This is a genomic window from Ruegeria sp. HKCCD8929 (assembly GCF_013031405.1).
Lineage (GTDB): Bacteria > Pseudomonadota > Alphaproteobacteria > Rhodobacterales > Rhodobacteraceae > Ruegeria.
Genome location: NZ_WPZY01000025.1, coordinates 36,347 through 49,711, shown reverse-complemented (window position 1 = coordinate 49,711; position 13,365 = coordinate 36,347). Strand labels below are relative to the sequence as shown.

Here is a 13,365-nt window from a genome sequence, read left to right as displayed (position 1 = left end):
CGAACAAACCAAACCAAAAAAAGGCCGCTCAACAAGAGCGGCCTTTTTCTTTGCAAGGGCACTCCAGCACCACCGCTGCACCGGCAGCTCCTCCTCGTGGTAGGACTGCCAAACCCCGCCACAACGGCAAAAGGGTAGCCGACACGCCGCCATTCCGTTAGACTGGCGCAATTACGAGATCCCAGAGGCCGCTCCATTTTCCGCCTCTACAGATAGTGAACTGAACAAAACACTCTATTGCCACGCACAGCTCAGCAGGTGCCGACGATGTTGAGGATTGATTACGAAAACTGGCCCAATAATTGGGCGAATCTGGCCGGGCACGAGGGCTCAGCAACCGAAACACCCGCTTTGCCGGGGACACGCAGGTCAGCACAACCCGAGGACCCCACGGCGCCTGATCTCAGTTATCTGAAACAGAATTTTGCCGAAGCGCTGGCGTCATTCTACGCCACGATTGCCCGAATTCTTGACGACAATCCCGTGGATCTTGCCCGCCTGTCCGAGCTGGCGGCAAAAGCCGCGGCGGGGGACGTCACGCCCGATGAAATCACGGAACTGCAGACGCTCAAGGGTGCAGCCACGCGACAGGGCCGTGCGGTTGGCGGCGTCTACGGGTTCTTTCTGAAATACAAGCCTTACCCCATGCTCTCCGAAATCAGGGCTAGGGAGAAACTGTTCCAGCCCCCTCTTGGCCCCGTCCTTGTCGTTGATGGCGATAGCGTACGCGATGTGCTGACGCGCCACGACGCGTTCACCGTGGACCCCTATGGGCGTGAGATGATCAAGTCGATGACGCCGGCCGAGAATGGCGGTTTCGACGCGTTCATTCTGGGCACCGATGACGCCGAAAAATTCATTGAAGACAAGACCCTGTTGACCACCGTCGTGAACAAGGATGACCCGGCAAAAATCACCGAGCTCGTTCATCAGGACTGCATGCGGCGCGTCGAACAGGTTGTCGATGCGTCACGTGCGGACGATCAGGCGCAGATCGACGTCGTAACCGCGCTCGCCCGGTTTGTCCCGGTCACAGTGTCTCACCACTACTTTGGCATTCCGACCGTCGAGGAAAAAGGGGGGTTCGAGCTGAACCCGGACATGCTCCGGTACTACGGCACGAAAGTCGCCGGGCCGGACGGGGTCACTCCGTTGCCGACGTCCCATACGCGCCCGGACGGCAGCACCGTCGATCTGCCCGATTCAGCGCTTGGTCAGTCAGACGGCGTGATCCCGGACGAGGCGCAGGTCTATGAATGGATCAAGGCCGCGTTTCAGAACTTCTTCAACAACGTCCAGAAGGATGTCGAGGTTCAGGCCCGGGGCGTGCGGGCCTATCGCGAGTTGCTGGTCTATCTGCTGCGCGAACTGGACATTCAGCGCGCGGCCCTGACGGCGGGTGATGCGGTTCCCGACACGATGGTGAGCCGTTTGCTGAAACTGCAGATGGGGCTGGCCGATCCGGAACTGACACCCGATCCCGAGGTTGATCCCGCCCGGGTTGGCGACCTGAGGATTGTTGAGAACGTGATGGGTACAGTGGTCGGTGCGGTCGCCGGGCAGGAAGAGGCGACCTGCCGCATGATCGACTCGATCCTCCGGCTCAAGGAAGGGGAATTCGAACAGGACGATCCCGCGCCCCTGTGCGCCGGCCAGCGCTATGGCAGTTTTGAAGAGGCCCGGCAACTGGCCCTCAATGTCCTTGAAAACCGGGATGTGGACGAAAGCCGGCGACAGCTACACCAATACGCGCTGGAAGCGCTGAGGCTTCAGCCGCAGGCCGAAATCCTGCTGCGCGAATGCCGTGAGGAGGGGGCCACGATTTCCGGCAGCCGGCCCATTCGCGCGGCAACGCTGATCTTTGTGGCGCATGGCTCGGCCATGAGGGATGTCGAACAGCCCGACGCCTTCATCATCGGACGGGATGTAGAGAACTATCTGCAATTCGGCCATGGTAGGCACAAATGTCTGGGCCAGTACATCTCGCCCGTCATTCTGGTGGAAACGCTGATTGCCGTTCTGGCGCTGGACAATCTTCGCAGGCCCGACCCGCAGCCGGGCGAGAGCGCATTTCCGCTCGAACGCCGGTTCGGCAGGCTGCAACTGGATGACAACAATCTTTACGCCAAGACCTTTACGCTCGAATTCGATCTCGGCGGCACGACCGACCGGTATTTCAGTTAGGAGTTTGCCATGAGAGCCTGTTTGATCGCTCTGCTCGCCCTGGGATACACGCTCACCGAGGCAAAGGCCGAGACTGTGGCGCCACCCGACAGCGGCTATGCCTCCGATGCGTGGCTTGAGAGCGCGACACCGTGGTCGGACGAACAGCAGCGGCGCGAGGCCGAGATTGCGGCCTATCTGAACGATCAGGACCCGGGCAGGGCTTCGCAATACGGCTTTGCGCCCGGTCACACCCCCGCGCTGGCCTGGAACTGGTTCGACCGGCACCCGGTTGGGTTCAGCGGCGTTCCTCTGGTCCTGCTTCAGACGCTCTTGTCTCTGGATCCGGCCACCGAGGCCGATCCCGATCTGCTGCCGCTCGCGCGGATATGGCGTCAGGCATCGCCCGTTCCCGGAGAGAACGGCGTGTTCACCCTCGATCATCTGGGCTCGAGTCCGCACCCCGCAGACTACGACAACGGCACGGCGAAACCCGCGCAGGATCGCCGGTTTTCGTTGCCCAATGGGTTCGTGTTCGACCCCACCGTCCAGCCGGAAGAGGTGCGGCGTATCAACGCCAAGCTGTTCGTGATGCGCCAGCTGGATCTGACCACGCTCCTCAGAAGCAGCCTGCGCAAGCGGATCTACGAAGACGATATCGACTATCAGACCGAGCCCGAAAAGTATCAGACGGCGCCGAACCATGACGCCGTATTCTTCGCCTGTTCGGCCTGCCATACCGGGCGGGTCGTGGTTGGCGGCGAAATCGACGACTCCGGCAACATGGTGCAGCAGGGCCAGGTCCGCTTCCTGCACGGGATGCCCAACACCGAGATCGAGGCGCAGCATTACTCCGAACTGCTGTTGGCAACCGGCCTGGCGCTGGTGGAATCCGGGTTCTCGATGGGCAGCCAGACCCTCCCCGATCCCGACGACATCGAGGCGAACCGCGATGTGGTCAAGGCACTGCTCGTTCGGATGATCGACCGCGCGCGCAAGGATGACACCGTAGGTACCATTTATGGCCCGTCACCCGAGGAGATGCGACGCGCCAAGCTGCAGACCTATTGGGTCGCCAAGGACTTCGCCACCCATATCGCCAACCTGATCGGCACCGCCGTCAAGACCCAATACATCTATCATCAGGTCGGCAAGAAACACGCCTATAACGCGAACAATCCACAGAAAGTGACGCCGGATCAAAGGGTGCCGGACATGATGAACAACCGGCCCGGGCAGATGGATGCCTTTGGCGTTGCCGCCGGTCTGGTCGCGCTCCACACCAAGCGCCCGGACAACACCTATGTCAGGTTCATGCAGGATGATTTTCCGGACAATCCGCTGTTCACCGGCATTGCCACGCTGCCCGGATTTGAAACACCGGCAGATGCGGAGGCGGCAGGCGAACGGATATTTTCCAATGTCGAAAGCTGGGCGCCGTCGGTCCCGGCCCCAATCGATATCAAAAGCCTGAACTGGTCAGCGCATCGCGTTCATGCCAACTGGGACGGCAATCAGGGGGCCGCGGCCCGCGCGCTGGCGTCGGGAACCTCGGCAACCGGCAATCCGCTGGAAACCAATGTCCGGATTCACGAGCCGCTCAACCCGTTCATCAACAACCTGCCGCCGCCGCCCTATCCGTTCGAGATCGACAAGGATAAGGCCCGCCGGGGCATTGAGGTCTATGAGCGGGAGAATTGCGCAAGCTGCCACAAGCCGCACAACGACAAGATCTACCCCGTTGCTGAACTGGGCGTGGACGAAAACCGCTCGCGCGTCACAAGCGAGGTCGCGCGCTTCGGTCTGGCCGGTCTGGTGATGGAAGCCTGCCGCGTCTTCATGCGCAAATATCCCGGCAATGACTGGTGCCTGCCGCGCGACGACGACGGCAATGTGGTCACTGAAACGGCAGCAGCCTATGACGACTATTTCAGGGATATTCCCGGACGGGTCAGGGCGGGTTCCAACGGCTACAAGGCCGACATGCTGCACGGGATCTGGGCCCGGGCGCCCTATCTGCACAACGGCTCGGTTCCCACGCTGATGCACCTGATGTGCCCAAAGACACGGCCCGCGAAATTCAAACGCGGCAACATCTACTATGATCAGGCGATGGTCGGCTTCGAATGGAATATCGTTCCGCAACAACGCTATAGCCCGCATGATACGATGTCGATCAAGGACTACGACACCGCCGAATTCGGCCGCAGCAACGGCGGCCACGACTTTGCAGCCAACCTGTGCCCGGATACCAGCGGTCTCGATCCCGTGGCGGATCGGGACGAGATAGCCCGGCGGGTTCTGGCCTCCGAAATCGGCGATCTTCTGGAATATTTGAAGACTTTCTGATACACATTGTGAGTTATTTTTTATCATCTATTAGCAACAGGGAGTTCACCATGTGGAACCCAACCAGAACCTGGACAGCGATTGTCGCCCTCACCATTTTGACCATGATCGCGGTCCCGGCCGAGGCCAGATACTCGGCTGTTGTGCATCAGGCGCAATCCCAATTGGCGGCACAGGGGCACGACCCCGGTGTGCTGGACGGGTTCATGGGCCCGAATACGCGGCGGGCCATCGTGTCCTATCAAACCCAGGAGGGGCTGTCGCCAACCGGCGAACTGGATAACGCAACCCTTGAAAGCCTGTCCATCGGCGTATCCGTCGATCTTGCAAGGAACGTCGAGGATTGGCAGGCGGTTCCCACTCAGGCCGAAATCGACGAACTCAAAGAGCCGATCAACAGCCCGAGCAACCCCTATGCCGACTATCGCCCCCGCGCGCCCGGGGCAAAGCTGGGCCTGCCGGGCAAGTCCATACTTGCGGCCATGAATCTGAGTGCCGACACCTATGGCGGTCGCCCGCCCAATCATCCCAAGCACACACAACAGGGCCTGAAAGCGCTGATCGGGTGCCTGCGGACCACGCATTTCCCCGACCACTGGTCGGATATCACCATTCACTACTACTGCCAGATGTCACTGCCGCGCCGGTGTTTCACCAACGCGCTGGCGGGCAAATCGACCGGCGGTCGCAGGCTGGCGCGTCCCGTGGCCTATGACGGCTGCAGCAATGGCCGGTTGGCCGACGCGGGCGATTTTCGTTTCGTGACCACAACTCAGCCCGAGATCTTCCAGTATCTCATGTTCGCGCAGACACATGCGTTCGACCACGAACAGGAGCAGGCGATCATCAATGCGTTCTATGGCGTCGAGGACCCGACCAACCGTAACGAGTGCACCGCGAAGCGCCCTCAACGGACAGAAGACCCGAGCAACGGTACGCATTGCTTGGTCGACAAGGAGATGAACCGAAAGCTCGTTGGCCGCTCCCGCTAGGGTGCTGCCAAACATGGCCGCAACATTTCGCGGCATCAATAACATCAGTCAGGGCGCGGGATGCAAACCGCGCCCTCGCAACCGGAGAGGCGAATGGCAAAGCAACTCCCGCTGTTTGACCGGCTTCCCTTGGGCCACCGGCCCCATCGGGCGCAGCCGGCAACAAGATGGGGACAGCACCACTTGTTCTTTGCGCTTTTTCCTCCAAAGACGGCAGTCGACGCCATAGTCGACCGCCGCCGAAGATTGCGCGGCGGGCCCGGCCCGGATTTGCGTGAGCTCAGGACGGACCGCCTGCATGTCACCCTCCATTTCGTAGAGCGTTTCAAGGATGTGCCTCGGTGGTTTGTGAACGCGGCCTGCAAGGCGGCGTCCACGGTCGCTTTCGAACCGTTCGAAGTGTGCTTTGACCGCGCCTTGACCTTCAGAGGTCGGCCGAGCTCCAGCCCTGTCGTATTGCTGTCGCAGGGTGAAAACGTGCCGCTGTCAGACCTGCGGCTCTCGGTGATTTCGGCGCTGTTTGATGCAGGGTTCAGCATGGGCCCGGTGCCGAAATTCACTCCTCACATCACGCTCACCTACGGATCGGGCTTTGAAGGCGAACGCAGGATCGAGCTTTGAAGGCGAACGCAGGATCGAGCCGGTCAGATGGCGCGTGACCGAGTTCGTTCTGATCCAGAGCCTTCAGGGCAAGACGCGCTACATCCCGCTCGACCGGTGGCAGGCGGGTGGCGGCCCGACCCACTGACACAATCGGGTAAGGTCCAAGTAGGCCGCGAAGAACCTCAGTACGCCAAATTATCCAAATCGATCCCGACGCCGTGGGCCATTGTTGGTGATCGTATCCAGCGACAGGGTGTGATCCATATTGCGCATCCGGTGGCGCAGCATCTGACGCGTCAGACGGTTCAGATCGTCCGCGAGCTCCGGATTGTCGGCGACGTTTTCAAGCTCGCCACCATTGTCATGATCGAACAGCATCGGCGGCAGATCGGCGGCAAACTCAACCAGCGTAAAGCGCGCATCCCGCAGAATGCAAAGGCTGGAATCGCTGGGGCCGGTGCCAAGGGTTCTCTCCCAGATGGTCGGGCCCTCGGGGTCGGAAAAATCCAGTTCGCTGAACGAATAAGCCCTCCAGTCCTCGGGCGGCGTACCGCGCAGGAGCGGTATCAATGACCGCCCGTCCATCGAGTTCGGGGCCTTCTGACCCACCCAGTCGAGGATCGTCGGCGTGATGTCTACGGACTCGGTGGGCAGCGCGACCGTTGATCCTGCCCGCGCCTCGTTGCCCGGCATCCGGATCATGAGCGACGTGTGATAGGCAGCGTCAAAAACCGTCATCTTGCCCCACGCATGCCGGTCGCCCAGCATCTCACCGTGATCGGCGGTGATCACGATCAGCGTGTTGTCATACTGCCCGCTGTCCTTCAGATAGCTGACGACCCGCCCGACATGGTGATCGACCTCGGTGGCCAGCCCCAGATAAACCGCGCGCAGGGTCTGAATGTTTTCGTCCGTCGGTTCCAGATCTGGAAACCCTTCGACAAAGCTGGCAGCAGACGCGCTTTGCAGCATCGGCCCAAAGAACGGATGCTGTGCCTCCTCCTGCCCGGGCGTTTCTAAGCGCTGGGGCAAGGGCAGGGACGCCGGATCATACATGTCGTTGTAGGGGGACGGAGCAACCAGCGGCGGGTGTGGCCGGATGTAGGTCAGATGCGCAAACCAGCTCTGCTTGTGATAGGCGGGCATCGTGCCCAGAAACGAATTGGTCAGAAACGCCGTGTCGCTGTCCTCGGCCGAATAGAGCGCGGGGTCGTTCAGACGGGGAGCATTACCCGCCGGGGAGACGGGTTTGTAGACGTCCCAATACTCCTCGAACTCATACCCCTTGTTCATCAGATGCGACTGCCAGGGATAGGACATCTCAAGCCGCATTTCGGTGACCTCGTGAAACCCGGCCATCGGGTACTCATAGGTCTGCACCGACGGATCGTTGGGGTGATGCACGCGCGGGTCGGCGGATGTGTCGGTGTAGCCGAACAGCATCGGCAGGTAACCCGCCTTGCGCATCTCGGATGCCAGGGTCGGCGTATCATGACGCAGCGGCGTGCCATTGCGGACCGAGCGGTGGTTCATCGCGTATTGCCCGGTCAGGATCGACGCGCGCGAGGGGCCGCACGGATTCGTCACCGAGAAATGCCGCGAAAAGGTGACGGCATCGGCCATGAACGCGCGCAGATTCGGCAGGTCCACATGATCCGCAAGCGCACCGGAAAGGCAGTCGGCCCGGAGTTGATCAATGATGATGAACAGAACGTTGCGCGTCTGAGGCATCCGCAGGGTCCTTCGGCTAAGCTCAACTGTTTTCTTAGGAAAACCTGCCAGACCCGTCCAGCCTTGCTATTCGGATGGCGACAATCGGTGCCGCTTTTGCGCGGAATGGCTCATTCCCGCAGCCGGTAGGCACGCGTGGCGTTTCCACCGAGGATGGCGCTTTTGGCAGCGCTATCCAGATCCGCCAGCAGGATATCGGTCGCTTCCAGCCACCGTTCATAGGAACTGGCCAGCGTGCAGACCGGCCAGTCGCTGCCCCAGATCAGCCGCTCGGGTCCGAATGTGTCGAGCAGGTGGACGACATAGGGTTTCAGGTCATCGACGGTCCAGCCGACTGCGGCTTCGGTCACCAGGCCGGACAGCTTGCAAAAGGCGGATGTGTCGCGGGCCATTGCAGCCATATCCGTGGCCCAGTCCCGGAAATCCCCATCCGCGATGCGGGGCTTGGCCCCGTGATCAATTACCACCCGCATCTGCGGATAGCGTTCCAGCAGGCGGCGCAGGTTGGACAGGTGATGCGGCAGCACCAGCGCGTCAAAGGTCAAATCCTGACCGGTGAGTGCGGCAAAAGCAGGCGCCAAGTCGCCGCGCAACATCCAGTCGGGGTCGGCTATGTCCTGAATCATCGGCCGCAATCCCACGAGGGCCGGGTGCTGCGCCAGACGTGCGATTTCGTCAGGTGCGTCCGGGCTCTCGAAATCGACCCATCCAACGACGCCTTTGATGAACGAATTTCGATCCGCCAACCCGAGCATGAATTCGGTTTCGGCCACCGTTGGCGCGGCCTGCACCAGAACGGTACCCTCGATTCCGGCGGCCTTCAGCATCGGGGTCAGGTCCTCGGGGCCAAAATCGCGATAGAGCACCTCAAGATCGGCGGTCAGCCAGCCATAGTCGCCGCGCGCAAGGGTCCAGAAATGCTGGTGCGCGTCGATCCTCATGGCGCGATGACGCCCTTTTTCAGGATGATGTTGCCATAAAGCCTGCGCTCGCCGGTCTGGATGACGGCAAAGGCGCTGGCGGCACGCTCATAAAACGCGAACCGCTCCAGCGGCGCGATCCGGGCGGGATGATCTGCGGTGTCGTCAATGATGCGCTGGAAATCGGCGACGGCCTCGGGGATCGCATCCGGATCATCCACGACCGCCATGCTGTGCGCCGGGTCGGGAACAAAGGTATCCAGCGGCAAGACCGACAGCGCTGCCCGCAACATGTCGCTGGCCGAGGATCCGTCGGCGCGGATGCAACGCGGGCCAAGGCCTTCTGCCGGGAAATTGGCATCCGCGATCACGATCTCGTCTCCATGCCCCATCGCGCGCAGGGCGTGGAGCAGATCGGGTGACAGGATCGGGTCGATATCACGCAGCATCGGCAGTCTCCGACGGCAGGGGCGCATCCGGACGGATCAGTCTTTCGCGCTGCAAATCCGACCACAGCCCGGTCGGGATCGGGGTTTCCAGCAGTTGGACATTGGCCTCAACCTCAGCCGCGCTGACTGCGCCGGGCACCACGGTCTTGACGCACGGATGCCCCAGCACGAATTGCAGGGCGGCGGCGATCAGGGGCGTGCTGTGGGCGGCGCAGACCGCCTCGATCCGGCGCACCCGGTTCAGAATGTCGGGCGGCGCGTCCGCGTAATTGTATTTCGCACCGGGCACCGCGCCGGTGGCGAGGATGCCGGAATTGTAGGGCCCGCCAAGAATGATCCCCACATCGCGTTTTTTACAAAGCGGCAGGAAGGTCTCCAGCGCCTCCTGCTCAAGCAGCGTATAGCGGCCCGCCAGCAGGAAACCGTCGAAATCCCCCAGCCCCAGCAGTTTCTCGCAGACCTGCCATTCGTTGACGCCCGCGCCGATGGCGGCAATTTCCCCGGCTGCGCGCAGCTCGGTCAGGGCTTTGTAGCCGCCCCCGTCGAACAACTCGCGCACCTTGGCGTCGCTGGCCTCCTGACTGCCCTGAGAGAACACGCAGACATCGTGAACCAGCAGGATATCCGCATTTGCCACCCCAAGACGCTGCCGACTGGCCTCATACGACCGCATCACGCCGTCATAGGTGTAGTCGAAAACGATGCGCTTCTGCGGCACGTCGACAAAAGCCTCGGGCGTCACCTCATGCGGTTCGCAATCCAGCAGCAGGCGGCCGATCTTGGTCGAAAGCTGGATATTGTCGCGGCCGAACCGCCGGATTGCCGCACCGAACCGCTCCTCAGACCGGCCCAGCCCGTATTGCGGCGCGGTATCGAAGTACCGAATGCCTGCGTCAAAGGCCGCTTGCAGGGCCGCCTGTGCATCCTCGTCGCTGACCTTGCGATAGAGATTGCCGAGCGGCGCACCGCCAAACCCCATACGGGTCAGCGGAACCGGGCGCGCGGTGCGTAGGTTGAGGGGGGCGGTATCGGCGGCTTTCATCAGCGTTTCCTTGCATCAGAGAGGGTAAACAGCTCGGGCCGTTCCTGTTCCAGCGGCTCGATCCGCGGCAGAAGCTGGCCCAGATGGTGACGCATCGCGGTCTGAGCGGCCACCGGATCCTGATCCCGGATCGCCTCGACGATGGCGCGGTGCTCTTCCAGCGTCTCGGCGGCGCGGCCCGGCGTCGGCAGCAGCAGCATCCGCGCCCGGCTGACCTGCAGAGAGACCATGCGCGCCACCGTGATCAGCCGCGTATAGCCGGTGAACTGCATCAGCATGGCATGAAACTCTTCATCCGCCTGATAGAACCCGGTGAAATCCCCATCCTCGACCAGCAGGCTTTGCAGCCGCACATTCCGGGTCAACTGCGCCAACTGCTCCTCGGTCCGGTCCCGCGCCACCTTGGCCACGGTGGCCAGTTCCAGCGCCTCGCGCAGAAAGGTGCCCTCGCGAATCTCCGACATCGAAAAATGCGACACGCGCGTAGCCGATTGCGGGATCACCTCGACCAGCCCCTCGGCGGCCAGCCGGGCAATCGCCTCGGACACGGGCGAGCGCGAGACGCCCAGCGTGTCGCAGATCATGCCCTTGCGCAGCACCGATCCCGGCGGGAACTCCAGCGACAGGATCGCCTCCTTGAGGGACAGATAGACCCTCTGGGCCAGAGACCCCTCAAAAGCGCCGATATCCTTCAGCCGGGTTGCGTCGATGTCCGCGATTGGGGCCATGGGCTCCTCCTTTTATACTAACATGTTAGTTGACACATGCTGCGAGTCAAGCTAGCACTCTCTACAACGCTCAGCCCAGAATGTTGAGACGCCAGGCAAGGGAGGCCCAGCGTGACAGACCCCGCAAGCGACATCATCCGCCTGCATGCGCGCGACAATGTTGCGATTGCGCTACGGGATCTGCCTGCGGGGGCGGAACTGGCAGGGATTCCCGCTCCGCTGGTCTCGGGCATCGCACGGGGGCACAAGATTGCCAGCGCGCCGATCGGGGCCGGGCAGAACGTGCTGCGATACGGTCAGATCATCGGGCAGGCCAAAGCCGAGATCGCGGCGGGAGAGCATGTGCATGTCCACAATCTGGGCATGGGCGCGCATCAGCAGGACTACGGGTTTGCCAGCCAGAACACTCCGCTGCCCACCATCGACAGCGACCGCACCTTTCAGGGCTTCCACCGCGCCGACGGGCGGGTCGGCACGCGCAACTACATCGGCATTCTGACCTCGGTGAACTGCTCCGGCTCGGTTGCGCGTTTCGTCGCTGAGGCGGCGGAGCGTGCGGGCCTACTGGACGATTTCCCGAACGTGGATGGCATCGTGCCCATCGTGCACGGTACTGGCTGCGGCATGTCCGCCAGGGACGAAGGCTATGCCACCCTGTTCCGCACGCTGGCCGGTTACGCGCAGCACCCCAATTTCGGAGGTATCCTGCTGATCGGCCTCGGCTGCGAGGTGATGCAGGTCTCGGATCTGGTCGGCGGTCGCCCGATCCGCGCTGACGGCGCCCTGCGCTACATGACCATACAGAACGAGGGTGGCACCCGACGCACCATCGAACGCGGCTTGCAGAAGCTACGTGGGATCGCGGCGCTGGCCAACAGCGCCAAACGCAAACCTGCCCCGGTGTCGCAGATCACCGTGGGCATGCAATGCGGCGGCTCGGACGGCTATTCCGGCATCACCGCAAACCCCGCGCTGGGCTTTGCCTCCGACCTGCTGGTCCGGCATGGCGGCACCACGATCCTGTCCGAAACCTCGGAAATCTACGGCGCCGAACACCTGCTGACCCGCCGGGCCGAGACGGTCGAAGTGGGCCAAAAACTGATCGAACGCATCTGCTGGTGGGAGGAGTACACCGCCCGCAACGGTGGCGAAATGGACAACAACCCCAGCCCCGGCAACAAGCGCGGTGGCCTGACCACCATCCTGGAAAAATCGCTGGGCGCGGTCGCCAAGGGCGGCACGGCGCCGCTGCGCGATGTCTACCGGTTCGGCGAGATCGTCGAGAAAAAAGGGTTCGTGTTCATGGATAGCCCCGGCTTCGATCCCTGTTCGGTGACCGGACAGGTGGCCTCGGGCTCGAACCTGATCGTGTTCACCACCGGGCGCGGCTCGGTTTCGGGCTATCAGCCCACCCCCTGCATCAAGCTGGCGACGAATTCCGAGATGTACGGGCGGATGGCCGACGACATGGACCTCAATTGCGGGGACATCGTGACCGATGGGGTCAGCATCGAGGCCAAGGGCGAAGAACTGTTCGAGATGCTGATCCGCGTGGCCTCGGGCCAGCAGACCAAAAGCGAGGAATTGGGGTTCGGCGGCGTGGAATTCGTGCCGTGGCAGATAGGAGCCGTGATGTGATGCGACTGAAGGACAAGACCATCCTGATCACCGCGGCGGGGCAGGGGATGGGCCTCGCCAGTGCAACGGCCTGCGCCGCCGAAGGGGCCCGGGTGATCGCGACGGATGTGAACACCGAGGCGTTGGAGGCGCTGGCGGCGGACGGGATCGAAACCCGGCATCTCGATGTGACCGATACGGCGGCGGTCGCGGCACTGGCGGACGAATTGCCGGATCTCGACGGGCTCTTCAACGTGGCGGGCTTTGTCCATCACGGCACGGTTCTTGAGATTTCCGACGACGACTGGGCCTTCAGCTTCGATCTGAATGTCACCTCGATGATGCGGCTGACACGGACCCTGCTGCCCGGAATGCTGCGCCGCGCCGAACAGACCGGCACCGCGTCGATCCTGAACATGTCCTCGATGGCCAGTTCGATCAAAGGCTTCGTCAACCGCACCGCCTACGGGACCACCAAGGCGGCGGTGATCGGCCTGACCAAGGGCGTGGCCGCCGATTTCGTCACCCAAGGCATCCGCTGCAACTGCCTGTGCCCCGGCACCGTGGACACGCCCTCCTTGCGCGGGCGGATCGCGGCGGCGGCGGACCCGGTGCAGGCGGAAAAAGACTTCATCGCCCGCCAACCCATGGGTCGCCTAGCCGAGGTCGGGGACATCACGCCCATGGTCATCTACCTGCTCTCGGATGAAAGCCGTTTCGTCACCGGCCAGTCCATGCTGGTCGATGGCGGCGTGACGATCTGACGGGCCG

At 62.4% G+C, this 13,365-nt stretch carries 12 protein-coding genes; 7 read left to right on the top strand and 5 right to left on the bottom strand.

Annotation, left to right across the window (positions count from 1 at the left end; genetic code table 11):
* The first annotated feature begins 267 nt into the window (after window positions 1–267).
* The 5 genes from GOX53_RS23185 (at window position 268) to GOX53_RS23165 (ending at window position 6,252) form a co-directional block, all read left to right on the top strand.
* Window positions 268–2,184, top strand: a complete 1,917-nt coding sequence (locus tag GOX53_RS23185) for a hypothetical protein (RefSeq protein ID WP_171180634.1) — start codon at window positions 268–270, stop codon at window positions 2,182–2,184.
* A 9-nt stretch (window positions 2,185–2,193) separates the two neighbouring features.
* On the top strand, window positions 2,194–4,512 hold the full coding sequence (locus GOX53_RS23180; protein ID WP_171180632.1) for a hypothetical protein: 2,319 nt from the start codon (window positions 2,194–2,196) through the stop codon (window positions 4,510–4,512).
* A 50-nt stretch (window positions 4,513–4,562) separates the two neighbouring features.
* Window positions 4,563–5,504 (top strand): peptidoglycan-binding protein, encoded by a 942-nt coding sequence (locus GOX53_RS23175; RefSeq protein ID WP_171180630.1) that lies wholly within the window; start codon window positions 4,563–4,565, stop codon window positions 5,502–5,504.
* A 183-nt stretch (window positions 5,505–5,687) separates the two neighbouring features.
* Entirely contained in the window at window positions 5,688–6,125 is a 438-nt protein-coding gene (locus tag GOX53_RS23170) for a 2'-5' RNA ligase family protein (protein ID WP_171180628.1), read from the top strand.
* Window positions 6,097–6,252: a hypothetical protein gene (locus GOX53_RS23165; protein WP_171180627.1), complete on the top strand. Its 156-nt coding sequence runs from the start codon at window positions 6,097–6,099 to the stop codon at window positions 6,250–6,252. Before GOX53_RS23170 ends, GOX53_RS23165 begins: the two co-directional genes overlap by 29 nt.
* A gap of 50 nt (window positions 6,253–6,302) precedes the next feature.
* On the opposite strand, the gene GOX53_RS23160 is transcribed toward GOX53_RS23165, so the two are convergent.
* The 5 genes from GOX53_RS23160 to GOX53_RS23140 all read right to left on the bottom strand — a co-directional run bounded on the left by GOX53_RS23160 (window position 6,303) and on the right by GOX53_RS23140 (window position 10,977).
* Window positions 6,303–7,838 carry an alkaline phosphatase family protein gene (locus tag GOX53_RS23160; RefSeq protein ID WP_171180624.1) on the bottom strand — a complete coding sequence of 512 codons (1,536 nt, stop codon included), beginning with the start codon at window positions 7,836–7,838 and terminating at the stop codon, window positions 6,303–6,305.
* 110 nt (window positions 7,839–7,948) lie between these two features.
* The gene (locus GOX53_RS23155) at window positions 7,949–8,779 is read right to left on the bottom strand and encodes an amidohydrolase (RefSeq protein WP_171180622.1); all 831 of its coding nucleotides are present in this window, start codon (window positions 8,777–8,779) and stop codon (window positions 7,949–7,951) included.
* Window positions 8,776–9,207 (bottom strand): RbsD/FucU family protein, encoded by a 432-nt coding sequence (locus tag GOX53_RS23150; RefSeq protein ID WP_171180620.1) that lies wholly within the window; start codon window positions 9,205–9,207, stop codon window positions 8,776–8,778. The genes GOX53_RS23155 and GOX53_RS23150 overlap by 4 nt, the downstream gene beginning before the upstream one ends.
* The gene (locus GOX53_RS23145) at window positions 9,197–10,249 is read right to left on the bottom strand and encodes an aldo/keto reductase (protein ID WP_171180618.1); all 1,053 of its coding nucleotides are present in this window, start codon (window positions 10,247–10,249) and stop codon (window positions 9,197–9,199) included. The genes GOX53_RS23150 and GOX53_RS23145 overlap by 11 nt, the downstream gene beginning before the upstream one ends.
* A complete protein-coding gene (locus tag GOX53_RS23140) occupies window positions 10,249–10,977 on the bottom strand; it encodes a GntR family transcriptional regulator (protein ID WP_171180616.1) in 729 nt (242 codons plus the stop codon). Before GOX53_RS23140 ends, GOX53_RS23145 begins: the two co-directional genes overlap by 1 nt.
* Window positions 10,978–11,088: 111 nt before the next feature.
* Between GOX53_RS23140 and GOX53_RS23135 the strand changes: the two genes are divergently transcribed.
* Both GOX53_RS23135 and GOX53_RS23130 read left to right on the top strand, forming a co-directional pair.
* Entirely contained in the window at window positions 11,089–12,615 is a 1,527-nt protein-coding gene (locus GOX53_RS23135; RefSeq protein WP_171180615.1) for an altronate dehydratase family protein, read from the top strand.
* Window positions 12,615–13,358, top strand: a complete 744-nt coding sequence (locus GOX53_RS23130; protein WP_171180636.1) for an SDR family oxidoreductase — start codon at window positions 12,615–12,617, stop codon at window positions 13,356–13,358. The genes GOX53_RS23135 and GOX53_RS23130 overlap by 1 nt, the downstream gene beginning before the upstream one ends.
* Window positions 13,359–13,365 lie beyond the last annotated feature (7 nt).

Excerpts from the sequence above, each read along its gene's own strand:
- GOX53_RS23130 (WP_171180636.1), top strand. The coding sequence starts at position 12,615 with ATGCGACTGAAGGACAAGACCATCCTGATCACCGCGGCGGGGCAGGGG.
- GOX53_RS23140 (WP_171180616.1), bottom strand. The coding sequence starts at position 10,977 with ATGGCCCCAATCGCGGACATCGACGCAACCCGGCTGAAGGATATCGGC.
- GOX53_RS23155 (WP_171180622.1), bottom strand. The coding sequence starts at position 8,779 with ATGAGGATCGACGCGCACCAGCATTTCTGGACCCTTGCGCGCGGCGAC.
- GOX53_RS23150 (WP_171180620.1), bottom strand. The coding sequence starts at position 9,207 with ATGCTGCGTGATATCGACCCGATCCTGTCACCCGATCTGCTCCACGCC.
- GOX53_RS23160 (WP_171180624.1), bottom strand. The coding sequence starts at position 7,838 with ATGCCTCAGACGCGCAACGTTCTGTTCATCATCATTGATCAACTCCGG.
- GOX53_RS23175 (WP_171180630.1), top strand. The coding sequence starts at position 4,563 with ATGTGGAACCCAACCAGAACCTGGACAGCGATTGTCGCCCTCACCATT.
- GOX53_RS23145 (WP_171180618.1), bottom strand. The coding sequence starts at position 10,249 with ATGAAAGCCGCCGATACCGCCCCCCTCAACCTACGCACCGCGCGCCCG.
- GOX53_RS23180 (WP_171180632.1), top strand. The coding sequence starts at position 2,194 with ATGAGAGCCTGTTTGATCGCTCTGCTCGCCCTGGGATACACGCTCACC.
- GOX53_RS23185 (WP_171180634.1), top strand. The coding sequence starts at position 268 with ATGTTGAGGATTGATTACGAAAACTGGCCCAATAATTGGGCGAATCTG.